The 26,212-nt window shown below is 42.7% G+C and carries 21 protein-coding genes; 9 read left to right on the forward strand and 12 right to left on the reverse strand.

The genetic code is table 11. The features are described 5' to 3' along the window. Nucleotides 1–92 precede the first annotated feature (92 nt). On the reverse strand, nt 93–488 hold the full coding sequence (locus ABIB50_RS20840) for a DoxX family membrane protein (RefSeq protein ID WP_429382911.1): 396 nt from the start codon (nt 486–488) through the stop codon (nt 93–95). Nucleotides 489–609: 121 nt separating this feature from the next. Between ABIB50_RS20840 and ABIB50_RS20845 the strand changes: the two genes are divergently transcribed. The 3 genes from ABIB50_RS20845 to ABIB50_RS20855 all read left to right on the forward strand — a co-directional run bounded on the left by ABIB50_RS20845 (nt 610) and on the right by ABIB50_RS20855 (nt 4,853). Beyond that, nucleotides 610–1,401, forward strand: coding sequence for a 5'-nucleotidase, lipoprotein e(P4) family (locus ABIB50_RS20845; RefSeq protein ID WP_429382913.1), 792 nt, complete (start codon nt 610–612; stop codon nt 1,399–1,401). Between the two features lie 76 nt (nt 1,402–1,477). Beyond that, nucleotides 1,478–3,913 carry a bifunctional YncE family protein/alkaline phosphatase family protein gene (locus ABIB50_RS20850; RefSeq protein ID WP_429382915.1) on the forward strand — a complete coding sequence of 812 codons (2,436 nt, stop codon included), beginning with the start codon at nt 1,478–1,480 and terminating at the stop codon, nt 3,911–3,913. Nucleotides 3,914–3,989: 76 nt separating this feature from the next. Further along, the gene (locus ABIB50_RS20855) at nt 3,990–4,853 is read left to right on the forward strand and encodes an aldose 1-epimerase family protein (RefSeq protein WP_429382917.1); all 864 of its coding nucleotides are present in this window, start codon (nt 3,990–3,992) and stop codon (nt 4,851–4,853) included. A 45-nt stretch (nt 4,854–4,898) separates the two neighbouring features. Here the strand turns inward: ABIB50_RS20855 and ABIB50_RS20860 are convergent, their stop codons facing one another. Then, nucleotides 4,899–7,739, reverse strand: coding sequence for a DNA gyrase/topoisomerase IV subunit A (locus ABIB50_RS20860; RefSeq protein ID WP_429382919.1), 2,841 nt, complete (start codon nt 7,737–7,739; stop codon nt 4,899–4,901). 149 nt (nt 7,740–7,888) lie between these two features. Next, nucleotides 7,889–8,395 (reverse strand): YdeI/OmpD-associated family protein, encoded by a 507-nt coding sequence (locus ABIB50_RS20865; protein WP_429382920.1) that lies wholly within the window; start codon nt 8,393–8,395, stop codon nt 7,889–7,891. A 157-nt stretch (nt 8,396–8,552) separates the two neighbouring features. Between ABIB50_RS20865 and ABIB50_RS20870 the strand changes: the two genes are divergently transcribed. Next, nucleotides 8,553–8,975 carry a hypothetical protein gene (locus tag ABIB50_RS20870; RefSeq protein ID WP_429382922.1) on the forward strand — a complete coding sequence of 141 codons (423 nt, stop codon included), beginning with the start codon at nt 8,553–8,555 and terminating at the stop codon, nt 8,973–8,975. Between the two features lie 60 nt (nt 8,976–9,035). On the opposite strand, the gene ABIB50_RS20875 is transcribed toward ABIB50_RS20870, so the two are convergent. Further along, complete coding sequence (locus ABIB50_RS20875; protein ID WP_429382924.1) at nt 9,036–9,521, reverse strand: cytidine deaminase; 486 nt, start codon at nt 9,519–9,521, stop codon at nt 9,036–9,038. Nucleotides 9,522–9,733: 212 nt separating this feature from the next. Between ABIB50_RS20875 and ABIB50_RS20880 the strand changes: the two genes are divergently transcribed. Continuing rightward, the gene (locus ABIB50_RS20880) at nt 9,734–9,964 is read left to right on the forward strand and encodes a hypothetical protein (RefSeq protein ID WP_429382926.1); all 231 of its coding nucleotides are present in this window, start codon (nt 9,734–9,736) and stop codon (nt 9,962–9,964) included. Between the two features lie 28 nt (nt 9,965–9,992). Here ABIB50_RS20880 and ABIB50_RS20885 read toward each other — a convergent pair whose 3' ends face one another. From ABIB50_RS20885 to ftcD, 3 genes are all read right to left on the reverse strand, one after another. Continuing rightward, the gene (locus tag ABIB50_RS20885) at nt 9,993–11,879 is read right to left on the reverse strand and encodes a DNA topoisomerase IV subunit B (protein ID WP_429382928.1); all 1,887 of its coding nucleotides are present in this window, start codon (nt 11,877–11,879) and stop codon (nt 9,993–9,995) included. Between the two features lie 209 nt (nt 11,880–12,088). Then, nucleotides 12,089–12,706 (reverse strand): hypothetical protein, encoded by a 618-nt coding sequence (locus ABIB50_RS20890; RefSeq protein WP_429382930.1) that lies wholly within the window; start codon nt 12,704–12,706, stop codon nt 12,089–12,091. Nucleotides 12,707–12,816: 110 nt separating this feature from the next. Then, entirely contained in the window at nt 12,817–13,824 is a 1,008-nt protein-coding gene (gene ftcD, locus ABIB50_RS20895; protein ID WP_429382932.1) for a glutamate formimidoyltransferase, read from the reverse strand. 147 nt (nt 13,825–13,971) lie between these two features. Here ftcD and ABIB50_RS20900 point away from each other — a divergent pair, with 147 nt between their 5' ends. The 3 genes from ABIB50_RS20900 (at nt 13,972) to ABIB50_RS20910 (ending at nt 17,164) form a co-directional block, all read left to right on the forward strand. Next, nucleotides 13,972–16,224 (forward strand): glycoside hydrolase family 95 protein, encoded by a 2,253-nt coding sequence (locus tag ABIB50_RS20900; protein WP_429382934.1) that lies wholly within the window; start codon nt 13,972–13,974, stop codon nt 16,222–16,224. A 158-nt stretch (nt 16,225–16,382) separates the two neighbouring features. After that, nucleotides 16,383–16,709, forward strand: coding sequence for an ArsR/SmtB family transcription factor (locus ABIB50_RS20905; RefSeq protein ID WP_429382936.1), 327 nt, complete (start codon nt 16,383–16,385; stop codon nt 16,707–16,709). Nucleotides 16,710–16,732: 23 nt separating this feature from the next. Further along, nucleotides 16,733–17,164, forward strand: coding sequence for an SRPBCC family protein (locus tag ABIB50_RS20910; RefSeq protein WP_429382938.1), 432 nt, complete (start codon nt 16,733–16,735; stop codon nt 17,162–17,164). A gap of 97 nt (nt 17,165–17,261) precedes the next feature. On the opposite strand, the gene ABIB50_RS20915 is transcribed toward ABIB50_RS20910, so the two are convergent. From ABIB50_RS20915 to ABIB50_RS20925, 3 genes are all read right to left on the reverse strand, one after another. Beyond that, nucleotides 17,262–18,401 (reverse strand): putative sensor domain DACNV-containing protein, encoded by a 1,140-nt coding sequence (locus ABIB50_RS20915; RefSeq protein ID WP_429382940.1) that lies wholly within the window; start codon nt 18,399–18,401, stop codon nt 17,262–17,264. 359 nt (nt 18,402–18,760) lie between these two features. Further along, nucleotides 18,761–19,870 (reverse strand): carboxypeptidase-like regulatory domain-containing protein, encoded by a 1,110-nt coding sequence (locus ABIB50_RS20920; protein WP_429382942.1) that lies wholly within the window; start codon nt 19,868–19,870, stop codon nt 18,761–18,763. A gap of 40 nt (nt 19,871–19,910) precedes the next feature. Then, nucleotides 19,911–21,029 carry a carboxypeptidase-like regulatory domain-containing protein gene (locus ABIB50_RS20925; protein WP_429382944.1) on the reverse strand — a complete coding sequence of 373 codons (1,119 nt, stop codon included), beginning with the start codon at nt 21,027–21,029 and terminating at the stop codon, nt 19,911–19,913. Nucleotides 21,030–21,203: 174 nt separating this feature from the next. Here ABIB50_RS20925 and ABIB50_RS20930 point away from each other — a divergent pair, with 174 nt between their 5' ends. Next, complete coding sequence (locus ABIB50_RS20930) at nt 21,204–22,286, forward strand: dienelactone hydrolase family protein (RefSeq protein ID WP_429382945.1); 1,083 nt, start codon at nt 21,204–21,206, stop codon at nt 22,284–22,286. 186 nt (nt 22,287–22,472) lie between these two features. Here ABIB50_RS20930 and ABIB50_RS20935 read toward each other — a convergent pair whose 3' ends face one another. Beyond that, entirely contained in the window at nt 22,473–23,261 is a 789-nt protein-coding gene (locus tag ABIB50_RS20935; RefSeq protein ID WP_429382947.1) for a GLPGLI family protein, read from the reverse strand. Between the two features lie 6 nt (nt 23,262–23,267). Further along, the gene (locus tag ABIB50_RS20940) at nt 23,268–26,087 is read right to left on the reverse strand and encodes a TonB-dependent receptor (RefSeq protein ID WP_429382949.1); all 2,820 of its coding nucleotides are present in this window, start codon (nt 26,085–26,087) and stop codon (nt 23,268–23,270) included. Nucleotides 26,088–26,212: the final 125 nt, after the last annotated feature.

Here is a 26,212-nt window from a genome sequence, read left to right on the forward strand (position 1 = left end):
GCGTAAATATCTTTGTGATCAAAAAGGTCCGGTGAAAATTCACCGGACCTTTTGTTATGGGTTTAAAGTCCCCCTATAGCGGGGTGAACGGGCTACACCGTAGGCACTGTAGTAAATACGCTCTTGTAGTATTTAAGATAGGCAATACATAAAAACAACTCAAGCAAAATAACTGCTGCGCCAACCGGTACACCGGCCGGAGCCAGCATGGCGTGGAACAAGAAAATGTTTACACTTATTGGTAATAGCACCAATACAAAGAATGCTGTGAAACGGTTAATCAGCAAAAAGAATCCGCTTACAATTTCAATAACTTTCATGTACTGGAAAAAATAGCCTGAGCCCCAAAGGCCGCCTGAAAACGCCGTCGCTTCCTTGCTCATTGGCGGAGGGGTCATATGTAAAACTTGCGGAAAGAAAAAATTCAGTCCAAACACCACGAAGATAAGTCCCAGCAATACGCGGGCAATTAATACTGCAATTTTCATAATTTGTGAGTTTTTAAAGATTAACTAAAAAGGTTAGAATAAGTTTTTACTAAAATACAAGTTTAAACACATATTTTTAAACTGAAGTGTCATACCTTCGTTATATATTTTACCAATTCGCATGAAAAAACTACTATTATTACCGGTATCGTTGTTCATATTTCTTACAGCAAATGCGCAAGAGGGGCCATTAACCATTGCTAATGGCGGTAAAGTATGGTCATCATTATACCAGCAACGTGCAGCGGAGTATAAGGCCTTATGCTTCCAGGCTTATAACCTGGCTAAATTACGCCTGGATGAAGCTGTGAAACACAAAGGCAAAAAACCATTGGCTGTTGTTACTGATATTGACGAAACGTTATTGGATAACAGTCCATATGACGCGGTGCGTGCCATCAACAACCAGGAGTTTGATCTGAAAGCCTGGAAACTATGGACCGCCAAAGGTATTGCCGACACTGTACCTGGCGCACCATCGTTTTTTAAATACGCGGCATCAAAAGGGGTAACGGTATTTTACATTACAAACCGCGACGAGGACGAGCGTAAAGGCACTACGAAAAACTTAAAACTTTACAACCTTCCTTTTGCAGACGCGGCGCATATTATCCTCAAACAAACCGTATCAAGCAAAGAGACCCGCCGCCAGCAGGTGTTGGCTAAGTATAACATCGTGCTGCTTTGTGGCGATAACCTGCCTGATTTTGACGCTTTATACGATAACAAACCCAACGAAGAAAGCCGCATGGCTACTACAGAGAAATTAAGAAAGCAATTCGGCAGCAGGTATATTGTAATCCCTAACCCATCCTACGGCGATTTTGAGAACGCTATATTTAAGTTTAATTATAAGCTAAGCGGCGCACAAAAGGATTCTGTGATAAAATCTTTGATAAAATTGGATAACTAATTTGTTGCATTAAGTTTTTGTTAACCCATAGTTTTCCAATAAATCAATGTGTATTTTTGGGTTTACCCCTTAAATCATGAAACATAAATTACTTTTCGCAGCTATAATAGCATCAGCTTTACAGGCACATGCGCAGCTACCAGGCAAAATAGCACAAACCGGGCAAGTGCTTTTACCTAACGGATGGAAGCTTAGTCCGGCAGGCACATCTTTACCTTTGGGTGATTTACCGCTAAATATCCAGCTTTCATCGTCAGGCAAAATGCTGGCCGTTACCAATAACGGGCAAAGCACGCAGTCTATCCAGTTGATAGACCCGGTAAATCAAACACTGATAGACGAAAAAGTAATTGGCAAACTATGGTATGGTCTTGCCTTCAGCCGCGACGAAAAACACTTGTACGCATCAGGCGGTAACGATAACTGGATCATTGATTTTGAAATAAGAAACAATAAATTGATACCGGCCGATACCATAAAGCTTGCACCGGCGGCTTATCCAAAAAACAAAGTTTGCGCCGCCGGCATAGCGGTAAATAAAAGCAATACGCTGCTTTATACTACTACCAAAGAAGATAATAGTCTATATGTAATAGATCTGGTTACCCGCGCTATTAAATCAAAAGTAAAGCTTGATGCCGAGGCTTATAGCTGCGTGCTGTCTCCCGACGAAAAAACACTTTATATATCTGTATGGAACGGTGGCGAAGTTGCCCTGTATAATACAGTTACCGGCAGCTTAAGCACCATAAAAGTAGGCAGCCACCCTAACGAGTTACTATTAAACAAAAAAGGCACCCGTTTATTTGTTGCCAACGCTAATGATAATTCGGTATCCATTATTAATACCGCAACCGGTAAGGTAACAGAGGTGGTATCTACATCACTTTTCCCTACCAAATTAACCGGATCAACCACTAACGGTTTAGCCTTATCAGCCAACGAAAAAACGCTTTATATAGCCAATGCTGACAACAACTGCCTGGCAGTTTTTGATGTAAGCATCCCCGGCAGCAGCCAAAGCCGCGGCTTTATCCCGGTGGGCTGGTACCCTACCAACGTTAAGGTATTGGGTAAGAAGATCCTGGTATCAAATGGCAAAGGTTTTACATCTATGGCTAATCCACAAGGTCCAATGCCAATAAAAAAAGCCGACAACAGCGGCGTACACCTGGGCGCTACCAATACCAAAGAGCAATACATTGGCGGTTTATTTAAAGGCACTTTATCGTTTATTAATACACCAACACCCAACGAGCAAAAAGCTTTTACCAAACAGGTTTATGCCAATACGCCATATAATGATAAAGTAGAGCAAATGGCTAAGGGCGAGGCAGGCAACCCTATCCCGCGTAGTAAGGCCGATCAATCGCCTATTAAATACGTATTTTATATCATCAAAGAAAACCGCACTTACGACCAGGTTTTGGGCGATATGCCTAAAGGCAACGGCGATACATCGCTTTGCATCTTTGGCCAAAAGGTTACGCCAAACGCCCATGCCATAGCAAACGAATTTGTTTTAGCGGATAATTTTTATGTTGATGCCGAAGTTAGCGCCGATGGCCATAACTGGAGCATGGCAGCTTATGCTACCGATTATATTGAAAAAACCTGGCCAACCAGTTACGGTGGTCGTGGTGGTGACTATGGCGGCGAAGGCGTACGTACCGCTAACGACCCACGCGACGGTTTTATATGGGACTATTGCAACCGGGCCGGTGTAAGCTACCGCAGCTATGGCGAATTTGCAGCTTATGGCAAAACAACCATTAAAGCCCTGAAAGGCCATGTATGTATGCAAACGCCCGGCTTTACTTTAGATATTACAGACAGGTTGCGCGAGAAAGTATGGGAGCATGATTTTGATTCGCTGTTGAGCGTAAATGATGTACCAAAGATGAATATCATCCGTATGGGTAATGACCATACCAGCGGGCAGCGTAAAGGAGCTATATCACCCATAGCAGCTGTCGCCGATAACGACCAGGGCGTAGGCATGTTTTTAGAGTATCTTTCGCACAGCCCGATATGGAAAGAATCAGTAGTATTTATTTTGGAGGATGATGCACAAAACGGATCGGACCATGTGGATGCGCACCGCTCTCCGGTATTTGTTGCCGGGCCGTATGTAAAACGCAATGCCGTTGTACATGGCATGTACTCAACCTCGGGCGTGTTACGCACCATGGAACTAATATTGGGCCTGCCGCCAATGAGCCAGTATGATGCCGCTGCCGTGCCATTGTATGATTGTTTTACCACTACTCCGGATTTTACACCCTATACTTTAAAAGCAGCGCAGGTTGATTTGGAAAAAAGAAATGTGGCCGTAAACAAAAGCAGTAAGATCTCTGACACCTTTAATTTGGCCGATGAGGACAAAGTACCCGACCTGTTATTGAACGAAGTAATTTGGAAATATGTTAAAGGCGAAGATTCAATAATGCCGGCGCCAAGGCGCAGCGCTTTTGTGATAATGGAACCAAAAAAGAAAGATGACGACGATTAATCGTTATGTATTAATTGCTAAAGTTAAAACCAGTATGTTTGATAATTGTTAACTTTAGCGTACCAATTAATAGCCCATGACAATTATAGAGAACGATCTTTTTAAAGTAGCTATTCGTAACCAGGGTGGCGAGTTAACCTCATTTTTTAATAAAAAAACCGGTGTAGAGCACCTGTGGCAAGCAGAAGGGGCATGGCCATGGTATGCACCAAACCTGTTTCCCATTGTTGGGCAGGTTATAAACAATGAATTATTGGTTGATGGCAATACGTATGAGCTGCCGAGGCATGGCTTTGCCCGTACATCTGAGTTTTTATTGATCAAGTCTGATGATCAATCGGCTTGGTTTTCTTTGCCTTATTGTGATAAAACCCTGGCTAAATATCCTTATAAATTTGATTTCCAGATCCATTATGACCTGATTGATGATGCCCTGCGTGTAACTTATAAGGTCATCAACTTAGATAGAAAAACTATCTATTTTTCGGTTGGCGGGCACCCCGCGTTTAATGTACCTTTTAATAAAGGCGAAAAACACGAGGATTATTATATAGCGTTTGAAATTGACGAAAAATTAGTAACACACCTGTTATCGCCCGACGGAACTTTTAACGGCGAAACCGAACCGGTGGCTACCGATAAAGGCAAGCTATTTTTAACCCGCGATTTGTTTGCAAAGGATGCGTTGGTATTCAAAAACTTAAAATCAAGGGTAGTAACAATTGGAAGCACGCAACATGATCAAACAATTACGGTAGAGTTCCCTCACTTTAATTACCTGGGGCTTTGGAATAAACCAGGTGCCGATTTTGTTTGTATTGAGCCTTGGCTGGGTTATGCTGATAATACTGGCCAACATGTAGATATCAGCCAAAAAGAAGCTATCCAGAAATTAGGCGTAGGCCATGTATTTGAGGCAGCATTTTTTATAAGTATGTAATAACAAGACTTACGAAGTTTTAAAAACTTCGTAAGTCTAAAAAGTTTAAAATAATCCCAACTGCCCCTTATCGTCCATATCAATATCATCCGGATTAGTGATTTCGAAATCTATTTTCTTTGCCGGCGGTTGTGTTGGTTCCTCAGTTGGTTTAGACGTCTCGATCTCCGGTTCAAGTTCGTCCTCTTCCGTTGCTTCCGGTTGCTCTTCTACCGTTGGTTCCGGCTTAATACTTACAGGTTCAGCTTTAACTTTCGGCTTTGGTTTAGGCATCGGCTCGGGTTCAACTATATCCTCTGGTGCTTCATCTACATCTTCCGGGCTTTCATCTGCTTCTACTGGCTCTTCAGCTACTACTTCTTCTTCAACCGGGTTGTTTTCAGCTATTAGTTTGACTGATTCAACCTGGTGCTGAGAAATGCGGTTACCCATTGCCTTCATCCCTTTCACATCTATTAACTCAGCCAAATTAAGTTCGATAGTTTCGGGAGTTTTGGCAGCGCCCCTTAGTTGTTTCACTTCAACAATTGGCCCGGCCGCGCTTGATATCAACGCCATTTTCGACCCGCTTTCTTCACTGATGATGCTGGTTTCTTTACCTATTACCGTATTCTCAAACACAAAGCGTTTAACCAGGTAATTTTTGGCCTTACCATCATAGTGCACCACCGAGTAAACTTTCTCAGGGTTATACTTTTCTATGATGGTCATCTTATCGTCGAAGTGGTTATTCAGGTCGAAGCTGGTTAACTCGTAAATGCCATTGGCAAATACGGTTAATATACGGTCGTCGCCATCAAACTCGCCCAGGTATTTACCACGCGCGTCAACATTCAATCGTTTTAAAATATCATCATACCAGATCTTACGGCCGGCCAGGGTTGAGATGCCTTTGCTTTTCAGGATGATCTTTTTAACCGGGTACTTGGTAATAATATTACCCATAGATGCACGGCCCTTTATAGCCAGTTGCGCAAAGTCCTCATCAAACTGCAATTTCTTCAATTTTTGATGCGGCTTTAACTGCACGTTAACCACCTCGGCCTCGCCGTTAGGATTGGCAGAGAAGTATAATACTTTTGATCCTTTGCTACCCTTGGTCAAGTCGTACTCTTTATCGCGGGTTACGCCGGTTACGGCAAAACGTTTAATGTAGCTTACGCCACTTTGCCCGTCTTTGTAGATCATGTTATAAACGGTACGCTCGTCATTCTTTTTAAATACCGCAACGTGGATGATCTCTTTACCCACAAATACCTTTTCCTGTACTTTGGTAATGATACAGCGCCCATCCTCGCGAAATACGATGATCTCGTCAATATCCGAGCAATCGCCAACAAACTCATCCTTACGTAAACCGGTACCGATAAAGCCATCCTCGCGGTTTACATATAGCTTAACGTTAGCTAATGCCACCTGTGATGCTTCTACTTTGTCAAACGTACGCAGTTCCGTTTTACGCTCGCGGTCCTTGCCGTATTTAGCTTTCAGTTTTTCAAACCAGTCTATGGTGTATTCGGTTAAATGTTTCAGGTGATTCTTAACCGTCTTTATTTCGTTCTCCAGGTTTTTGATCTGCTCATCCGTTTTCTTAAAGTCGAAACGGGTGATACTACTCATCGGCTTGTCGATCAGCTTGCGGTAATCCTCGGCCACAATAGGGCGATAGAATAGCGGTAAAAATGGCTCAAACAATCGGTTCAATACAACCAATACTTCTTCAAAAGTACCCGATGTTTCGTAATCCGGATGTTTGTACATCCCCTCTTGGATAAATATTTTAAGTAAGGAGCTGAAGAAGATCTTCTCCATCAATTCCTTCAGCTTGATCTGTAGTTCCTGCTTTAAAAGCTCTTTGGTGAAATGCGTACTTTCGGTAAGCATGTCGTTTACGCTCATAAAGCGTGGCTTGTCGTCCTGGATTATACAAGTGTTTGGCGATATAGAAACCTCGCAATCGGTAAAAGCAAACAGGGCATCGATAGTCACATCAGGCGAGATACCGGGCGCCAGGTGGATAACGATCTCTACGTTTTGAGCCGTGTTATCTTCTATCTTTTTTATTTTGATCTTACCCTTATCATTGGCCGTAATAACGCTGTCAATTAAGCTGCCGGTGGTAGTGGTAAAAGGTATTTCGGTAATAACTAAAGTCTTTTTATCGCGCTCTAATATTTTTGCGCGTACGCGGATGCGGCCACCGCGCTGCCCTTCATTATAAGCCGATGCATCAGCCATGCCACCCGTAGGGAAATCAGGCAATAAGTTTGGCCTTTGACCTTGCAATACGGCTACAGACGCATCTAATAGCTCAATAAAATTATGCGGCAAGATCTTAGTAGCTAAACCTACGGCAATACCCTCGGCACCCTGCGCCAATAGCAGCGGGAACTTAACCGGTAAAGTGATAGGCTCTTTATTACGGCCGTCATAACTGGCCTGCCAAATGGTGGTATCCGGATTAAAAACAACTTCTAAAGCAAATTTTGATAAACGCGCCTCGATATAACGCGGAGCAGCTGCCGAGTCGCCGGTTACGGGGTCGCCCCAGTTACCCTGGCAATCAATCAGCAGGTTTTTCTGGCCTATCTGCACCATGGCATCACCTATAGAAGCATCACCATGGGGGTGATATTTCATAGTGTTACCAATAACGTTGGCGGCTTTATTAAAGCGCCCGTCGTCCATCTCTTTCAACGAGTGGAGGATACGGCGCTGTACAGGTTTTAACCCATCATTTATATGTGGAACGGCACGGTCAAGGATTACATACGACGCATAGTCAAGGAACCAGTTTTCGTACAACCCATCAAGCGAGGTGACGTTATGTATTTTATCTTCGTTATTTGCAGCAGGGATATCGTTTTCGTTCAGATCTTCACTCATTAGTCACTAAAAAATTTGGATGGATAAAGATATGCAAATGTGCAGATGTGCAGATGCGCAGACAGGCAGATTTTATGCACATTTAGCTGTTTATAAACGCACTTTGATATTTAATTACAGGAAAATTGTTGTAAGGTTCAATTAGCCTGTTATTCCTTCCGCATCTCACGTATCATTACATTATAACTCCATTTGCGCAGCATAGCGTTTACAGTATTAACTATGCGTTTTGTGCGGGTTTCGTCGGTTTTAGCGCTCTCTATCCATTTAATAAAATAGTTGCGGTGTGACATGGCCAGGCTTTCAAACTGTTTTTGCGCCTCCGGGTCAAAATCAAAACAGTCCTGCAGATCGGCAGGTATTTCCACTTTAAAATCTTTATGTTCTTCCAGCTTAATTGTCACCATCGCGCCTGATTCTTTGCGGATGGCTTTCCTTATTTCGGCCTTTAACGCCATAATAAATTTACCATCGCCCATAGGCATTAATGCGAACCCTCTGATGGGAAATGTATCGACAAAACCACGAACGCGGAACGATTTTTTGTTTCCCGGCTTCATTTCCTGCGCCAGGTCGGCCGGAATTTCAACATATCGCCAGCCGGTTTTTTCGCCCATCTCGCCAAACTGTAATATCATGGTTTTGAACTCGATCATGCTATAAATATCACCTAAATAAGCCGCTTATAAAAACAGGGCAAGTGTTAAATTTTTGTTAAAAGTATAATAAATATTATTTTATCTGTAACGTTTCGATAGGTGCTGATGTCTTATGGATATATAAATTAATTAATAACCTTAAATACCAAATATTATGAAAACTTTAAAATCAATCGTGTTAGGTTTAGCACTTTTAGTAGTTGGCACAATTGCTAACGCTGCTAATAAACCAGCTGCTGTATTAACTAAAAATGATGTATTAAATATTTACGTGAACGCTGTTGTTCATGGCAAGTTAGACGGCCTTGACGCTGTTTTAGATGACAATGTGAAATTTGTTATGCAACGTGGTGATAATGAAACCATTTTAAACAAAAAGAATATCCTTGAATCATTTAAAGCTTCAGAAAACATGGAGCAGGGATGTACTTATACTACTACCGTTGTTAAAGACACCAAAGACGGTATGATAGTAAAATTAGAAATGAAATATGATGGTTATGTACGCACTAACTTGATCACTATTTCAAGCCGCCGTGCTGATTTCAAGATCACTAAGGTCGAAAATCAAGCTTAATTTTAGTTTAGTTTTGTTTATAGTTGGGCTCCTGTAAACAGGAGCCCTTTTTATTTTATCTTAAGATAACCGGTCTTCGAAAAACAAGAAAGGTAAAAACGATTCTATCCCATTTGTTACCCAAACCGGCCCCTGGCCAACAAACAGGATAACCTTTACCTTCTGGCTTTGCATTTGCTCGCATTCTGCCAATACCTGCAGGCATGATCCGCACGAGGTTACTGGTTTATGCAACTCAAATTCATCGGTATGGGCTGTTACAGCCATGCTTACAATTGGGTCGTCGGGGTGGTTGGCTCCCCAATAAAATAAAGCAACCCGCTCGGCGCATAAACCCGATGGATAGGCTACGTTTTCCTGGTTGCTACCATGGATGATCTTGCCGCTTTTTAAAAGTAATGCAGCGCCTACTCTAAATTTAGAATATGGCGAATGTGAATTTTTCATAGCCTTAACAGCCTCGGCGCACAGATCCTGGTCTATCGTATCCAATTCCTTCACAGAAGCATATTCCTGGAAGTTTATTTTTATTTCGTGTTTTATCATTCCTTTAAGCCTTCTGAAAAGAAGGGGAAACAAGATAAGGATTATTTCAAAAAGATTCGACAATTTTTAAAAAGTTATCAAATCTAAAAGTATTGTATCAAGATAATTCCAAACCCTATTGATCTTGGCCGGGCCAGCTATCGGCAAAAATACGCATCGGATATATCTTACTAATTGTCAATAATTTACGTATAATTGTAAACTTTAAAATTATGAGCAAAGAAAGCATTAGCCCAAACCCAGCACCTAAACAAAAAAAAGTTTGGCAAAAGCCCGATTTGTATGTTTTAGGTACTAACGGCGTAAATACTGGAACTCATGCAGGTTTGCATGAAAAAAGTATTACCCATTCTGTATATGTGGGATCGGGACATTTTATTTTATCTAAAACAAGCGGCGGCAATACTTTGGCTTCCCATACCAAAAATTGGTACGATTCTTAGTTAACTAAAAACAGATTGCCGGGAGAAATTAACTCGCTATCGGTAACTCCTCATCCTCAACTATAGTTGGATTTACGCTTTCGTCATCTTTTTCAACCCTTAGGTTGCCAATAATATGTTGCTGTCTTGCCGGTGTGTTTTTACCCATAAAGTATTCAAGCAGGCCTTTAATGTTAGCGTCTTTTAAAATCACCGGGTCAAGGCGGATGTCTTTGCCTATAAACAAACCAAACTCATCCGGCGAGATCTCGCCCAAACCTTTGAAGCGGGTTATCTCAGGCTTTACGCCTAATTTTGCGATGGCATTCCGGCGTTCTTCGTCGCTATAACAGTAAATTGTTTCCTTTTTATTACGTACACGGAACAACGGAGTTTGCAATATAAATACGTGCCCGGCTTTTACCAGGTCGGGGAAGAACTGCAGGAAGAATGTCATCAATAACAAACGGATGTGCATGCCATCCACATCAGCATCGGTAGCTATCACAATATTGTTATAACGCAATCCGTCTATACCATCCTCAATATTTAAAGCATGTTGCAGCAGGTTAAACTCCTCGTTTTCATAAACCACCTTTTTGGTAAGGCCATAGCAGTTTAACGGTTTACCTTTTAAGCTGAACACCGCCTGTGTCATGACATCGCGCGATTTGGTTATCGACCCGCTGGCCGAGTCACCTTCGGTAATAAACAATGTAGTATCCTGCTTACGCTCATGGGTGTCGTCAAAATGCAGCTTGCAATCGCGCAGTTTACGGTTATGTAATGATGCTTTTTTTGCCCTGTCATTAGCCAGCTTTTTAATACCCGCAATATCCTTGCGTTCGCGTTCCGACTGCATAATGCGCTTCAACAATGCATCGGCTGCAGCGGGATTTTTGTGCAGGTAATTATCTAATTCTTTCTTTACAAAATCGCCAATAAATGTGCGGACAGATGGCCCTTCGGGGCCAATGTTTTGCGAACCAAGTTTGGTTTTGGTTTGCGACTCGAACACCGGTTCCTGTACTTTTATCGCGATAGCTGATACAATAGACGCGCGAACATCCGACGCATCGAACTCTTTTTTATAAAACTCCCGGATGGTTTTTACTACCGCCTCGCGAAAGGCTGCCTGGTGGGTACCGCCTTGCGTAGTATGCTGGCCGTTTACAAACGAGTAATATTCCTCGCCGTATTGCTGACCGTGCGTCATAGCTATCTCTATATCCTCGCCCTTTAGGTGGATGATGGGGTAACGCAGAGTTTCCACATCGGTCCTTTTTGTTAGCAGGTCATATAATCCCCGCTCCGAAAAATATTTTTGATTATTAAAGTTAATCGTAAGGCCCGAGTTTAGGAACACATAGTTCCAGATCATGCTATCTATAAACTCCGGTATAAAATGGTAATTCCTGAAGATGGTTTCATCAGGATAAAAATTTATCGCGGTGCCGTTACGCTGTGTGGTTTCTTTTTCAGGCTCGTCTTTAACTAATTCGCCTTTTTCAAATTCGGCAATTTTGGTACGGCCGTCGCGGTATGATTGTACGATGAACGAGGTCGACAACGCGTTTACCGCTTTGGTACCCACACCATTTAATCCTACCGATTTCTGGAAAGCTTTACTATCATACTTACCACCTGTATTTATTTTTGATACGCAATCGATAACCTTACCCAAAGGGATACCGCGGCCATAGTCGCGCACGGTAACTTTATGGTCGCTTATATTGATCTCGATGGTTTTGCCCGAGCCCATTACAAACTCATCAATCGAGTTATCTACAATTTCTTTCAGTAATACATATATCCCGTCATCATATGCCGACCCATCGCCCAGTTTACCAATGTACATGCCGGGGCGCAGGCGGATATGTTCTTTCCAGTCGAGCGACCGGATACTATCTTCACTATAATTTACTGGTTCTGCCATTTTTATACGTGTATTTTAAAATCGGAACGCGGGAAACCTCCTTTCAGCAAAAATAAAGTTTAGCGGCTCAAATTCTAATTCAAATCTGTTAACTTATTAACATTAGTGATAGCCTCACCCCAACCCCTCTCTAAAGCAGAGGGGCTTGATTAGTGCTAATAAAGTTTTTGTATCGAAGTCCTCTCCTTTGGAGAGGATTTAGGTGAGGCTTATTCCTTAAACTTCAGGCAATTGCTGGCCTTGTTCATGTTCTTGAAAAACTCGGGGCCCTTTTCGTTGGTGAAGCAAACGGCTAAAACAGTACCGGTTTTGTTTTTTTGGAGGATGGTTAAAAAGCCATATTTATAATGCCTGGTAACAGGCGAATCGGCTATACTTAACAAGTAAACACTGCCGGCATCGGCGTTATACCGTTCCAGTATATAGGGTGGGAGATTTCTCCGTATATATTTTTTTTCGGACGTAAATGCCGCTATCTGGTTTTGTGCGATATTGATATACAACGAATCGGGATTGGCAACATGGATATTCTTATCCGCTAAAAGTTTTTCGCTTTCTTTTTGGGTGCTTACGCGCATCCATATCTCGAAGTCAGATCCCGGAAGCTCCAAAGCATAATCAAAAGGAAAATTTTCGGTATTTGGTGCCTTTATCTCTTTAAAACCTTCAGGAAAAGTAAAAGTTAAATCAATCTGGGCCAGGGTATTGTTAAAGTTTTTAGATTGGCCCATCCCCACATGGCTTACCTGAGCCGTAACCGGTACCGCTAACAAAAGCAGCACTATACTCCATATAATACAGTTAATTTTTGTGACAGCGTTCATCATGATAGACAAAGCTCAAATAACGGCGATAACCCGTGTTATTGTATTGCTAATTAAAATTATAGATTTTTTTTAATATAAATTCAATAATTAAACAAATAGGGTAAATACCGCTAAAGCAGGTATTCAATAACCCGTTTTTCAGACTCGAAAGGTGTTAATTGGTTTAATCCCATCGCTTCAACGGCGCTGTCAATTAATTTACTTTCATTCAAGGTTGGGGGCTTACCTTGTTTATTCCTGAAATAGGTGCCGGCATCCAGCATTGCTTTTAATGGTATCATTCCTATTAGTTCGCTGCCCAATACATTTACGTTATGGTCGGCAGCTTTGGATTTCACCTCATCAAAAACGATATGAATTGGTGTTACTGCAATATTTGTTAAATTCATCGATACCTGGGCAAGGCCGTATTCTTCAATATACCAGCCTATAGCTTTAACGTGTTTAAGCGTACCGTGGTTACGCTGTTTTCCATTTTCGTTAATAACTATCCTGCCGGTTTCCCGCACCTCGCAGGCTATCTCATTGGCAATGTTGGTTGATGCTGTATCAAGGTTTATATTGTAAGCTATTAAAAAATCGCGCGCCCCTATAACCGTGGCGCCTTGCCGGGCATCCATTTCGGCGGGGCCGAAGTCCGGTTTCCAGTTGGGTAATTTTATCTTCTTAAAAAATCCTTCGTATTCGCCCGCTCTTATTGCCGCCAAATTGCTGCGAGCCTTATTGGGTTGCGAATGCTCATATAAATAAACCGGGATCTGCAATTCCTCGCCCACCCGTTTTGCCAGCTGTTCGGCATATACAGCAACTTCGTCAAGCGTGATATTGCTAATTGGAATAAGCGGACAAACATCGGTAGCTCCCATGCGCGGATGTGTGCCTTTTTGGGTGCGCATATCAATCAGTTCGCCGGCCATTTTAATAGCCAGGAAAGCCGCTTCTGTCACCGCTTCAGGCTCGCCGGCAAAGGTTACTACCGTACGGTTAGCATCTTTGCCGGGGTCTACATTAAGCAGTTTTACCCCGGTTACCGAGGCTATTTCGCCGGTAATACTATTGATGATATCGTGATCGACACCCTCACTAAAATTTGGTACACATTCTATTATTCGGTTCATAATCGGGCTGCAATTTAAAGATTATTCGGTTTGATGCAAGTTTAAAAAGCAGCAGCCGCGAAAGGTAAAATCAAATAATGGAATGATTAAATACCTTAATGATACAATGTTATATTCAGTTAGATTTGAACAACCAAATCTAAGTTTATGAAGCTAATCAGCAAAAATTGGGCTACCTGTATAATGATGATGTTGTTTTTTACCGTACTGGTAAAGGATTCCATAGCGCAAAAAATGTGGGACAATCGCCCGGGTAAAACCTGGATGACTGATGCTTACCCTATTGGCAACGGCCGCATAGGCGGGATGGTGTTTGGCGGGATAAATAAAGAACGCATCCAGCTAAATGACATTACGCTTTGGACAGGCAATGAAACCGATCGTGGTGCTTACCAAACTTTAGGTAACTTGTTTGTAGATTTTGACGGAACCGATAATGACGTACCTACCGATTATCACCGCGAGTTAGATATCAATCGATCTGTTAATACAATCACCTATACCAAAAACGGCATTAAATATAAACGTGAGTATTTCTGTAGCTTCCCCGATAAGGCAATGGTGCTGCGTTTTACCGCTGACAGGAAAGGCGCGTTTAGTGGCGCGCTGCGTTTAACCGACGCGCATGGCGATCAGCCTGAAGCAAACGGCAACAAATTATTCTTCGCCGGGAAACTAAATAATGGGATGCAGTACGAGGCAACCGCTTTGGTAAAGGCCGAAGGGGGTAAGCTTGGCACCGAAGCCGACCCAACCGGCGGCAGCCAGCTTAAAATAGCAAACGCCGATGCGGTAACCATATTGTTTACCGCAGCTACCGATTTTGCCAACGATCGCAATACCAACTGGCGGGGAGAGGCCCCCCATACTAAAATAGACCGGGTATTAAAAGCTGCATCGGTTAAGCCCTATGCTGTTTTGTTGAAGAATCATGTAGCAGACTATCAAAACCTCTTTGGGCGTGTGCATTTAAACGTTGGGGCTACCCCTGCAGCTATACTTGCTTTGCCGACGGTACAAAGGCTTATAAATTATAAAAAGGAGTTTGATCCGCAGTTGGAGGCATTGATATTTCAATATGGCCGTTACCTGCTTATCAGCTCATCAAGAAAAGGTGGCTTGCCTGCAAACTTGCAAGGCTTATGGAACGAAACCAACAATCCACCATGGGGTGGTGATTATCACACCAATATTAACATCCAGATGAACTACTGGCTGGCCGAGCCCACCAACCTGGCCGAATGCCATTTTCCTTACCTTGACCATATCAATGCTATCCGGGAGATCAGGAAGATCAACACCCAAAAGGAATACCCGGGTGTGCGCGGCTGGACGCTGCGTACCGAAAGCAACCCCATGGGCGGCGAAAGTTATTCATGGAACCCGCCGGCCAGCGCGTGGTATGTGCAGGATCTGTGGGAACACTACGCCTTTACAAAAGACGTAAAGTATTTAAGGGATTTTGCCTACCCTATTATAAAAGAGGTTGCCGAGTTTTGGGATGATCATTTAAAACGACGCCCGGATGGTACGCTGGTATCACCCAAAGGCTGGTCGCCGGAGCATGGGCCTACCGAGGATGGGGTAACTTACGATCAGGAGATAGTTTACGACCTGTTTACCAATTACATTCAATCGGCAGATATATTGGGGATTGATAAAGCCTACCGCAACCATATAGCCGACCTTAAAGAACACCTGCTTAAACTAAAAATTGGTAAATGGGGACAATTGCAGGAATGGGAAACCGATCGCGACGACCCTAAAGATAACCATCGTCATGTTTCGCATTTATTTGGCTTGCATCCCGGCAGGCAGATCAGCACCATTAAAACCCCTGAGCTTGCACAGGCAGCAAAAGTAAGTTTGCTGGCACGCGGCGATGTTTCAACCGGGTGGTCTATGGCCTGGAAAATTAACTTTTGGGCCCGTCTGCAGGACGGCGATCATGCCCATACCATCATCCAGAATTTTATTACACCTGTTGGCGGCAATGGTATCGACTATAACAATGGCGGCGGCATTTATGCCAACCTATTTTGCGCACACCCGCCGTTCCAGATAGATGGTAACTTTGGCTATACCGCCGGCGTTGCCGAAATGTTGGTACAAAGCCAGGCCGACGAGATCCAGCTGTTACCCGCCCTGCCAAAAGCCTGGGCAACCGGCAGCGTACAGGGTCTGAAAGCCCGTGGCAACTTCGAGATCGTTGATATACAATGGAAGGATGGCAAGCTGACTAAATTGGTTATCAAATCATTATCAGGCGGCGAGTGCAGGTTGAGAACTTTGAGTGCTTTAAAGTCTGTTATAGGCGGCATAAAAAAACAAGCCAATGGTACGGATTATGCCTATACCTTTAAAACTACGGCGGGTAAGCGTTATAGCTTTACTAATTAAGTTCTGCTATCATTAGCATTAACCCTCGTCACTTATGCGTAACGAGGGTTTTTTATTTAATCCTGCATCACCCCCAAATAATTTTAAATAAAACTTGCGTAACCGATTGGCTACTCATATATTTGTAACCGAACGGTTACCTATTATGCCGGTTTTATATGAGACGAGACGTATTCCAGGCCATTGCCGACCCAACCCGCAGAGAGATCATTGGGATGCTGGCACATAAATCATTAAACTTAAATAACGTGGCCGACCAGTTTGCCATTAGTCGCCCGGCCATATCAAAACACATGAAGATATTGACCGAGTGCGGCCTGGTTACCATAACCCAACAGGGACGCGAGCGCTATTGCCATGCCGACTTCGGCAAGCTTAAACAAGTGGCCGACTGGACCGCCCGTTACCAGAAATTCTGGACCACCAAACTTGATGCTTTGGGCACCTTTTTAGAAAAAGAGAAACAACAAGAACAACAGAAATAATAACCTATTAACAATCAGAAATTATGAATACAGAACCATTTGTAATTGAGCAAACCTATGACGCGCCGGTTGCCAAAGTTTGGAGCGCAATTACCGACAACGATAAAATGAAGGAATGGTATTTCAAGCTGGAGGATTTTAAGCCCGAGGTTGGTTTTACCTTCCGTTTTGAGGGTAAGGACAAAGGGGTAACCTTTTGGCATAAATGTGTAATTACCGAAGTGATCCCGTTAAAGAAACTGGCACATACCTGGCGATATGAAGAGTATCCCGGCGACACGCTGGTTACATGGGAGCTTTTTGATGAAGGTGATAAAACCCGGTTAAAGTTAACCCATTCAGGATTAGAGACTCTCCCTGCCGATATTCCATCATTTGCAAGAGAAAACTTTGGCAAAGGCTGGACACATATTACAGGTACAAGTTTACCTGAGTATTTGGAGAAAACTAAGTAGTTCAGTGGGCTGTCATGCTGAGTCCGTCGAAGCATAGCGGGCTAAGGCCATCGCTCGCTCCTCGACAAGCTCAGGGTGACAGCCCTTTTTGATATTGCTATAACAACAGTATATCTATCCTGTGCGCATGCACCATTTCCAGCTTTGGCGACCATGCGAAAATAGTAAACCGCCCATCCTGCGATGCCACCAGGGCTATCGCGTCGCGCTGGTCGAATATAAACTGGGCAGCTGCCAGGTGTCGTGTACCACCGTTTTGGCCGGGGTGCATTAGTGTGGGTGTGCCGTCCATTACAGGTTCGGTAGTAATGATCCGGTCTACAGGCAGGCTCATGCCTGAGCGGGCAATTTTAGCGCCGAAGGCCAACAGCTCATAACTGCGGTTAATGATCGTCGCACCATCAACAGCGGTAAACCCACCCACGATATCTATTGAACGCAGCAGCGCTTCCTGCCAGTCGATTTTTGAGCGATCGCATTTATCCTGCTTCAGTAGTTTGGCAATACCATCGAAAGTTGGCACTACAGGATAATTTATAGGATGAATGATTGATTCCTTCCAGTTATCAGAATGCTCGGGGACTATCAACACCAATCCACCACGCCCGTGGATCCGCATGGATGCAGCCAGCTCAACCATAATATTCACCGTGCCATCAACAAAGGGCATAGCTATACCCGCTATAGTATCAAACAGCGCAGGGCAATCTTTCATGCCGGTGTTTTGTTCATCAACTATCTTTATCTCGTCGCCTTTTAATACTGCAATATTCACAAACTTGCCGAAGCCGTCTGTACGGCTGTGTTTAATAACCAGCAGGCCCGGCTCAATAACCTCCAATACAAAACAGATACCCGGTATAGCCAGGGTGGTGCCCCAAACGTATAGCTCATCATTTTCATACCAAACGCCCAGGTGTATGCCCGGGCTTTCAACAGCAGGAGCCAGTTTTGTTAGGTTATGCGGAGTAAGCCTTATCCGGTTTCCGAATATCAACGGCTGGCTGGCTTGGTGGGGTGGTAATAAGGCAATAGATATTTTGGGAGAATGCCCCTCCTCTTTACGCAAGCTTGCCCAAAACGCAACATCAATTATAGCCTCCACAATGGGCGATTGCGGTTCATCGGCAAGGTTAGTTGCACCCTGCCTGCGCGCTTCGGCCAAATGTGTGGCAAAATGAGCCTCGATGGTTACTGCTACCATACGGGCAGCTATATAGGTTGGTTCTGATAACATGCTTGTTTAACTATTACCTCAAAAATATCTTTTATGTTTTAAAGACATACAACATATTGCGGTAAAATTCGACTAATGTTTATGAAGCTTTAATCCCACTTTAACCACAGGGGTGATCCACTTTAAAAAGTGGATCACATGGATCACCTTTTTTATTTAACTAATTACAAACCAAATACTTAATATTTTGAGCGAATCACTTTGGATCACTCTTATTCGTAAGGATTTTTAAGGGTAAATCTTAATTAGCTAATTGATAATCAACTAATTGCAAAATGGTCATTTTTTGTCGCTTTTTGATGAGGGGATCAGTAAAAGTGGATCACCTATATAAATTGGTTATGCATATAAATTAAAAATTATTGAGGTTGATATTCAAACGGCAGCTGGTCGCCAACCCTTCTCCGGGCCAAATTACCATGGATGTAAAAAGCCCGGTAATCTGTATAGCTGCCTTTGCGGTCAATTATTGCTTCTTTAAAAGGCATTCTAATTATCGAGCCGTTGTAGTCAAGTTCGGTACTTACTCTGTTTTTTTTAGGGGCTTTTTTAAGTTTGGCGTTTGCCTTTTTCAGGTTATAAGTAAGATAAAAATCAGGGGATCTTAAAGCGATAAAAGATGTATCAATAACCGTGGCAAGCGTATCATACCTTAAAGGCCGCGGGTCTATGGCTATCTTGTCTAAGCTTAACGGATCATTTTTAATATTGTATGCCGAAAAGAGCTGGTTGGTAATAAACCCCTCCTTGGTAACCGTATTTGAATAAACCGACCGAAGGTAATGCATAAAAGAACCTTTATAAGTTTCCAGCCTGTTCTTTTCCCACGCTTTTTTCATTTTTGGCGTGCCGTCCAATTCCTCAAAATTGATATCGCCATCATAAATGGCAGCGTTGGTTATAGCATTGTATGAAAACCCTCTGAGCAGGTAGCGTACCTTATAACCCAGGCGTTTATTTTGGATGATCAAAAACTCGTCGGCACTGGCGATTAATAACCCTTTCTTTTTATCGTAATTTAATTTAAGGGCATCGCGGTTGGTTATCTCCGATTGTAGTCCGTTTGGCGAGATGCCTAAAAATTGCGCTTTAAACAATTGGTAATAATCTTCGACCGTATTGCCTGCCGGGATTTTAACTTCATTAAGTTCCGTAGCTTTAGATTTTAGCACTACATTTACGTTAGCCGAACTTGTTTGAATAACCAAGCTGCGAATATCCGGTGTAAACCCTACCATGGTTACTGATAGTTGAAAAGCACCGGGATCAAGATTGTGAAAAATAAATTCGCCCCGCTCATTCGTCATGGTTATTTTCTCAGACCCGCTTATAAACACGGTAGCGCTTGTCAGGAGCTGGCCTTTTTCGTCGGCAACAGTACCCATTACATTGTAATGCCCCTGGGCAGCTGCGTTAACAGCTATTATAAGTGTAAAAACAGAAAGAAGGCAGTAACGTATAAATTTCATTTATGAGGGGTAATAGGTTTAGCTAAAAATACATCTAAAATTACTCTGTTACAAACGGCGGCCGATACTCAAAAGGCAGCTGATCGCCAATGCGCCTTTTACCCCAATTGCCTTGTACTAAAAACGTGCGATAATCTGTGTAACTTCCTTTACGGTCTATAATTGCGTAAGGGAGGAAGAGTTTTAAAACAGATGTATTACCACTCATGTTGCCGGTAAAAACCGGGTCTGGTTTAGCTAAAGGGTTAGTATCTTTTTGCAGTATATGATTAGCTTGTTCCGGGTTGTAATCGATTAATATAGATGTAAACTTTAAAGAGGTAAACGTAGTATCAACAACCATCTTAATAGTATCGAAGTTTACTATTCTGTTATCTATTTTCGTTGAAAGTCCTGTTTTCCCACCACGTTCCTGGTATAGTTGATGGGTTAAAAACCCTTCTTTTATTTGTGTATCAGTGTAAACCGATCGCAGATAATGCATTAATGACCCCCTGTATGCTGCAAACCTGTTTTTGGCCCATTGAATTTTCATTAACGGCTCGGCTTCCAATTCTTCAAAATTGGTATCACCGTCATATTTCGTACGCAACAGGATTTTATTAAATTCAAAATTTTTAAGCAGATAATGCACCCGGTAACCTAATTGCCTGTTCTCTATTATCAAAAACTCGTCTGCTTCGGCTGTTAAAACGTTTCTGCCAGCGGTACCGAAGGATATAACTTTAGGGTTTGTTATAACGCATTTCTCTGCATTAGCAGACGTACCTAAAAATTGCTCTTTAAATATGGCATAGTTTGCTTCCCAATCGCTGTTATTGCCTATTACAACCTGGCTAAGCATAATAGTTTTAACTTTTAGCCTTACATTGATAGTTACCGATTTATCACGCAGTTGTATATTTTCTGTAAAAGGATAAAACCCCAGTAATTTTACCGATAGCTGGTAAGTACCTGCATCTACGTTGGCAAACTCAAATTTTCCCTCGTTATCGCTGCTTGTTATTTTTTGTGTCCCGCTGATAAAAACCGTAGCGCCCTTTTGTATGGTGCCACTCTCATCTTTAACTACGCCGCTTACTGTATAGCGCCCCTGGGCTAAAACACCAATATGGATGAATAATATAAAAGACACGAACAGGTAACGGGTTAATTTCATTTCAGGTGCAATAGGTTTAGCTAAAAGTAGCTTTTTTTCGCGATTTCATACAATGACTTATTCGTCAGTAAATAAAAAGCCCCGGCTCACTCAAGATCAATGATCGCGGACAACAAAGATTTTACCCTGCAACTAACAGCAAGTTTTTATATTTACTTGACCAAGTAAATAGCCATGTCCAATACCAGCTTTAAAAACATATTGTTAACAGGGTGCCTTGCATTGTTTATACAGGTGTCCGCAACATTTGCGCAAACCCCGAAATACCCGTCCCCTGAGCAGGTTGCGCGCGATTTTAAGGCATTATTAAACCGCCCGGTGGTCGATTTTAAGCCGGAGTTTACCAACGTACGCATGGATTCTATCCAGATTGACAAAGGATCAATTTACACCGAGGAAACCGAGCGCATGCCCATCCTTATTTATAAACCGGTTATAAAGGGGCAAACCAAATTCCCGGTGGTGATATTTTTGCATGGCACGGGTGGCAACAAAGATGGCGGCGATACTAAAGCAATGTTTACCAAACTGGCAAAGCTTGGCATTATGAGTGTGGCTATTGATGCCCGTTACCATGGCCAGCGCATTGCAGGTGGCGCGCACGGCAGTAAAGAATACACCGAAGCCGCTTACCAGGCTTTTAAAACCAATGATGCCACACACCATGCCTATCCTTTTTTATACGATACTTCATACGACCTGTGGCGATTAGTTGATTACCTGGTTACCCGCCCTGATGTTAAAGCCGACCGTATTGGTATGGGGGGCATCTCCATGGGTGGCATTGAAACGTGGATGGCTGCATCGGTGGATACCCGGATCCGCGCAGCGGTGCTGGGCATATCGGTACAAAGCTTTAAATGGAGTTTGGAGAACAATAAATGGCAGGGCCGCGCCGGCACCATTAACGACGCCCACAAAAAAGCCGCACATGATCTGGGCGACTCCACTGTAAATCAAGTTAACGTTAAAGCCGTATGGGATAAAATATTACCGGGCATAACCGATGAGTTTGATTGCCCGTCAATGATCCGCCTGTTTGCGCCGAGGCCGTTACTGATACTAAGTAAAGATACAGACCCCAACAACCCCTATCCCGGCGCGCAGATAGGCTTTGCTGCAGCAACCGAAGCATATAAAGCTAAAAACGCAATCGATAAGCTGGATATAGTGGTACAACCAAACTTAGGCCACGTTTTTAATGCGAAGGATACGCAATTAAGTATTGAATTTTTTAGTAAGTATTTGTTGGAGTAAAAAACATTTATCTGTCCGCGTCGACTCACCCGGTCTACGCTTCGCTGGACCACCCTCTCTTCCGCAAGCGGGAAAGAGGGTTAGAAAAATTAAAAAAACAAACCCTCTTTCCGCCGAAGGCGAAGAGAGGGTCGACAAGCGAAGCGATGTCGGGGTGAGTTTACGCTGATAGGTAAACGACACCCCTCATAACTGCAACGATTTCAAATAAGCCTGCGCGTATACGCCCCAGTTTTTCATAGCCGATTTAAGTGTGGCCTGGAACTGTTCTTTATTTACGGCTTTGCCTTTTTTGGGCGGTACTAAGGTGGTGGTTGGTACAGTTACGTCGGTTACTTTTGTGGCTATCCAGGCAACATTCTCGTGCGGCATGGCAACCTGTAATATCATCCCCGGCAAACCTGTGAACGATTCAGGGCCGCCTACTACCGGTATCTGGTCGGTGTAGAAGGCCACTACATAAATTGAGTCTAATATCAGCCCGTTGGCGCGGCGGCAGGTATAGCCCAGTATATCGCGGGTTTCGCCGGTTATTTTCCATTTAATTTGGGCGGTGCTGTCCTTCACCAAAAAGGTTTCCTCGAATACTTTTTTCTGGCTAAGCCTGGTGCTGGTATTAATATCAGTATAGGTGGTATTAAACTGCTGCGACATCGGCACATCGAACCAATTATTGGTGTTATTATCATCATCGGCAATTTCGGGCGTAAACAGGGTTTTATTATCGCCAAACTTTAAAGTACTTTTCAATACCTGGATCTGCGGGTGGTTTTTCTTATAAGCCTCGAATGCCTTTGCACTAAAAACATTCTCGTCTTTACTCAGGGCAATTTCACGGTTTATAAGGGCATACACGTTGGTGCTTTTATCAAACTCAATAATGCCCGATTTTACAAACCGGGTTACATATTGTGCCGATACCAGGTTGCCGGTTAAAAGCAGTAAGCAGGTTGCTATAAATAATTTGTTTTTCATGGTCTGTTATTTTTTTGCCATTGGGCCACCCATCTGGCTAAAATCCCAGGTTATGGCAAACATAAAGTAGCGTTGGATAGTGGTATAAGTGTTTTGCGAAACGCTATTGCCATAAGCGCTGCGGTTAAAGCCTACGTTTTGATTAAGCAGGTCATTACCTGATATAGTTGCCTTTAAGTTATTAGCTTTAAAGAACGATTTGCTTAGGCTGGCATTTAGCAGTGTACGTTTAAGGTCTGTGCCAAATGTGCCTGTTGCTGCCGTGTAAGTATAATTAATATCGCTTGATATCCTGAACTTAGCCGGAAGATAAACATTCATACCTCCACGGGTGTAAAAACCACCGCCATTGTTATTATTGGCTAATTGCTGGGATGATTTATTGACATTGTATTGCGGGCCTGCATTAACGTAAAAATCAAACTTATCTTTAACATATTTACTGATGTTAAGCCCCCCCGAGTAACTTGCGCTGAGGCTATTGTTTAATATACCGTTGGTGTATGAATAATTGGTATTACTGTTAGCATTAAGGTTTAATCCGACATTGATATCAAGCAAGCCTGTTTTACGCCCGAATGATCCATTGGCATAATAGCTAACCGGCATTTTATCTTTAAGGTTGATGTATTGGATGGTGCTTTTACCGGTTTTAATATCAGTGGTGGTATTATTAACTATTTGGTTTGAGGTAAAGTTATAGCCAACACTAAAATATACGTACTGGTTAGTTAATACCTTATAATCATTAAAGTAGATATTAAGGTTACTCCTGAATGATGGGGTAAGGCCCTGGTTACCCACAAATACATTCAGCGGATCGGTATTTTCTTTTACCGGTTGGATCTGGTTAATGGATGGCTGGTTAGTATAACCTCCATAATATAGGTAGATAGAGCGCTGTTGCGAGAAATTATACTCATAGGTAGCCTGCGGGTTCCAGTTGATGAAATGCCTTTTAAAAATATCGCCAGAGAACTGATTGTCCTGCTGAAAAGAAACATCTGATACCTTGGTGCCTATGTTAAATGATTGTTTTTTGCCTTTAAAATTAATAGCTGCGCCAATTTGGTTCGAGATCTGGTCAAGCTTGTAATAATTGCTTAGCGAGTCTACCAGCACTGTATAATCGCTGCCGCCCCCTGGCTTATTATACGAGCGCTTATCTGCCGTGCCTTTGTTTATATTAACGCCGTAATTAAAAATAAGCGATACCTTTTTTGAAATTGGCTCTGTATAAGTAACGTTACTATTTAATACGTTATTTTTAATGGTGTTTGATTTTAATTGGTCGGTTAGTGTTGAACTTTTTACGGCGCCGGTTTGGGTGTTATAAATATCAACTTCCGAGTTTAAGTAACCTTTGCTATCCGCATTATTAATATACTCACTCACCAATACCGATAGCGTTCGGCCCTTTTTCTTGAATTTATGGGTATAGAAAAGGCTGGTATTGAATATATGCGTATCCTCGTCGTTAGTAATACGGCGGCTGTTACTGTTCAACAGGGTATCATTACCTAACTGGCCGGTACGGCCTATGGATAAATAATCAGTAAGTGTTTTACCGTGTTTATAAGTACCATCAACTGAAACTTTTAAGGTGGACAAAGTGTCAAACTTAATTAAGTAGGTAAGATCAAGCTTTTGCCTGAACATGGAGTTATTAAAGTTTTGGTCGGTGTTGGTATTGATCTGCGAACCGCCCGTGTAATTGTTCTGTGATTGCGTATTGCTGGTACCGTTAACATCCAACTGGCCTATTTTATAATTGGCATTAATGCTTTCATTATCCTTGTTCCATTTACCATCGTAATGGACACCGCCGGTGGTGGCTTTGGGTATACCACGTCCATCATAATTTCCGTTAAACGAATCAAGACCGTTATCGCCATCATTAAAATAAAAAGAGATACCGCCGTTATCATTAACCTCGACATTGTTACTGCTGCCATATTTCTGACTATCCTGCCAACCCAGGCCGGTTTTGCCCGTATTGCTGGCAATACCATAGGCCGAGAACTTTTGCTTAGCCGTAAACCGGTTATACATACCCGTCCCCGAATAAAAATCACGGGTGCCTATGCCGCCATCCAGTTTACCAAAATAGCCGCTCTTTTTATCCTCTTTAAGTTTGATGTTTAAGGTTTTTGTTTTCTGCCCGTCATCAATACCGGTAAAGGTGGCCTGGTCGCTTTTTTTGTCGTATAGCTGCACTTTATCAACCATATCGGCACGCAGGTTTTTGGTAACCAGGGTGGGGTCATCGCCAAAAAACTCTTCGCCATCAACCAACACCTTCTCAACAGTTTTACCCTGGGCGGTTATCTTGCCGTCTTTATCTACTTCAATGCCGGGGAACTGTTTGATCAGGTCCTCTACCCTATCATTGGGCTGTATCACATAAGCTTTGGCGTTAAACTCGGTGGTGTCGCCTTTAATTTTTATAGCGCGGATCTGCCCTTTAATAATAACATCTTTTAACAGCTGCGATTTAAGCGTAAGGGTTACCTTCCCAAAATCATGCGTTTGTGTTTTATCATCAAGCGTAAAATCTTCAGTATAATCAGCATAGCCGGGGTACGACATCACCAGCACAAACTTACCCGCGCTTAAGTTATTAATAGCGAATGTGCCATCTTCTTTAACACGGGTAAATTTGTGCAGGATTGAATCCTTAGCGTTCAATACCATTACGGTAGCGTTCTCTAAGGTTTTACGCTCGGCCGTATCAATAGCCGAGCCTTTAACAGCATAATTGCTCTGTGCGTATCCGGTTAATGCAAACAGTACGAGCACTACAATTGAGGGAATTGTGATTTTCATAGGTAGATGTAAGGTCGAGGTAAATCTATAACTAAAAAATTAGTAGTAGAAGCATTTTAACATTTCTTAACGTTATTTAACAAATTGCTTTCAGCAATAAGACACTTGTTTTTTTGGTGTGTTAC

This window comes from Mucilaginibacter sp. UYCu711 (genome assembly GCF_050433825.1).
In the GTDB taxonomy this organism is placed as follows: Bacteria; Bacteroidota; Bacteroidia; order Sphingobacteriales; family Sphingobacteriaceae; genus Mucilaginibacter.

Bases quoted from the DNA above. Each gene is read 5' to 3' on its own strand.
- ABIB50_RS20870 (WP_429382922.1), top strand. From the start codon at position 8,553: ATGAAAACTTTAAAATCAATCGTGTTAGGTTTAGCACTTTTAGTAGTT.
- ABIB50_RS20885 (WP_429382928.1), bottom strand. From the start codon at position 11,879: ATGGCAGAACCAGTAAATTATAGTGAAGATAGTATCCGGTCGCTCGAC.
- ABIB50_RS20860 (WP_429382919.1), bottom strand. From the start codon at position 7,739: ATGAGTGAAGATCTGAACGAAAACGATATCCCTGCTGCAAATAACGAA.
- ABIB50_RS20915 (WP_429382940.1), bottom strand. From the start codon at position 18,401: ATGTTATCAGAACCAACCTATATAGCTGCCCGTATGGTAGCAGTAACC.
- ABIB50_RS20935 (WP_429382947.1), bottom strand. From the start codon at position 23,261: ATGAAAAACAAATTATTTATAGCAACCTGCTTACTGCTTTTAACCGGC.
- ftcD (WP_429382932.1), bottom strand. From the start codon at position 13,824: ATGAACCGAATAATAGAATGTGTACCAAATTTTAGTGAGGGTGTCGAT.
- ABIB50_RS20940 (WP_429382949.1), bottom strand. From the start codon at position 26,087: ATGAAAATCACAATTCCCTCAATTGTAGTGCTCGTACTGTTTGCATTA.
- ABIB50_RS20920 (WP_429382942.1), bottom strand. From the start codon at position 19,870: ATGAAATTTATACGTTACTGCCTTCTTTCTGTTTTTACACTTATAATA.
- ABIB50_RS20925 (WP_429382944.1), bottom strand. From the start codon at position 21,029: ATGAAATTAACCCGTTACCTGTTCGTGTCTTTTATATTATTCATCCAT.
- ABIB50_RS20890 (WP_429382930.1), bottom strand. From the start codon at position 12,706: ATGATGAACGCTGTCACAAAAATTAACTGTATTATATGGAGTATAGTG.
- ABIB50_RS20930 (WP_429382945.1), top strand. From the start codon at position 21,204: ATGTCCAATACCAGCTTTAAAAACATATTGTTAACAGGGTGCCTTGCA.
- ABIB50_RS20845 (WP_429382913.1), top strand. From the start codon at position 610: ATGAAAAAACTACTATTATTACCGGTATCGTTGTTCATATTTCTTACA.
- ABIB50_RS20880 (WP_429382926.1), top strand. From the start codon at position 9,734: ATGAGCAAAGAAAGCATTAGCCCAAACCCAGCACCTAAACAAAAAAAA.
- ABIB50_RS20900 (WP_429382934.1), top strand. From the start codon at position 13,972: ATGAAGCTAATCAGCAAAAATTGGGCTACCTGTATAATGATGATGTTG.
- ABIB50_RS20865 (WP_429382920.1), bottom strand. From the start codon at position 8,395: ATGATCGAGTTCAAAACCATGATATTACAGTTTGGCGAGATGGGCGAA.
- ABIB50_RS20850 (WP_429382915.1), top strand. From the start codon at position 1,478: ATGAAACATAAATTACTTTTCGCAGCTATAATAGCATCAGCTTTACAG.
- ABIB50_RS20855 (WP_429382917.1), top strand. From the start codon at position 3,990: ATGACAATTATAGAGAACGATCTTTTTAAAGTAGCTATTCGTAACCAG.
- ABIB50_RS20905 (WP_429382936.1), top strand. From the start codon at position 16,383: ATGAGACGAGACGTATTCCAGGCCATTGCCGACCCAACCCGCAGAGAG.
- ABIB50_RS20840 (WP_429382911.1), bottom strand. From the start codon at position 488: ATGAAAATTGCAGTATTAATTGCCCGCGTATTGCTGGGACTTATCTTC.
- ABIB50_RS20910 (WP_429382938.1), top strand. From the start codon at position 16,733: ATGAATACAGAACCATTTGTAATTGAGCAAACCTATGACGCGCCGGTT.
- ABIB50_RS20875 (WP_429382924.1), bottom strand. From the start codon at position 9,521: ATGATAAAACACGAAATAAAAATAAACTTCCAGGAATATGCTTCTGTG.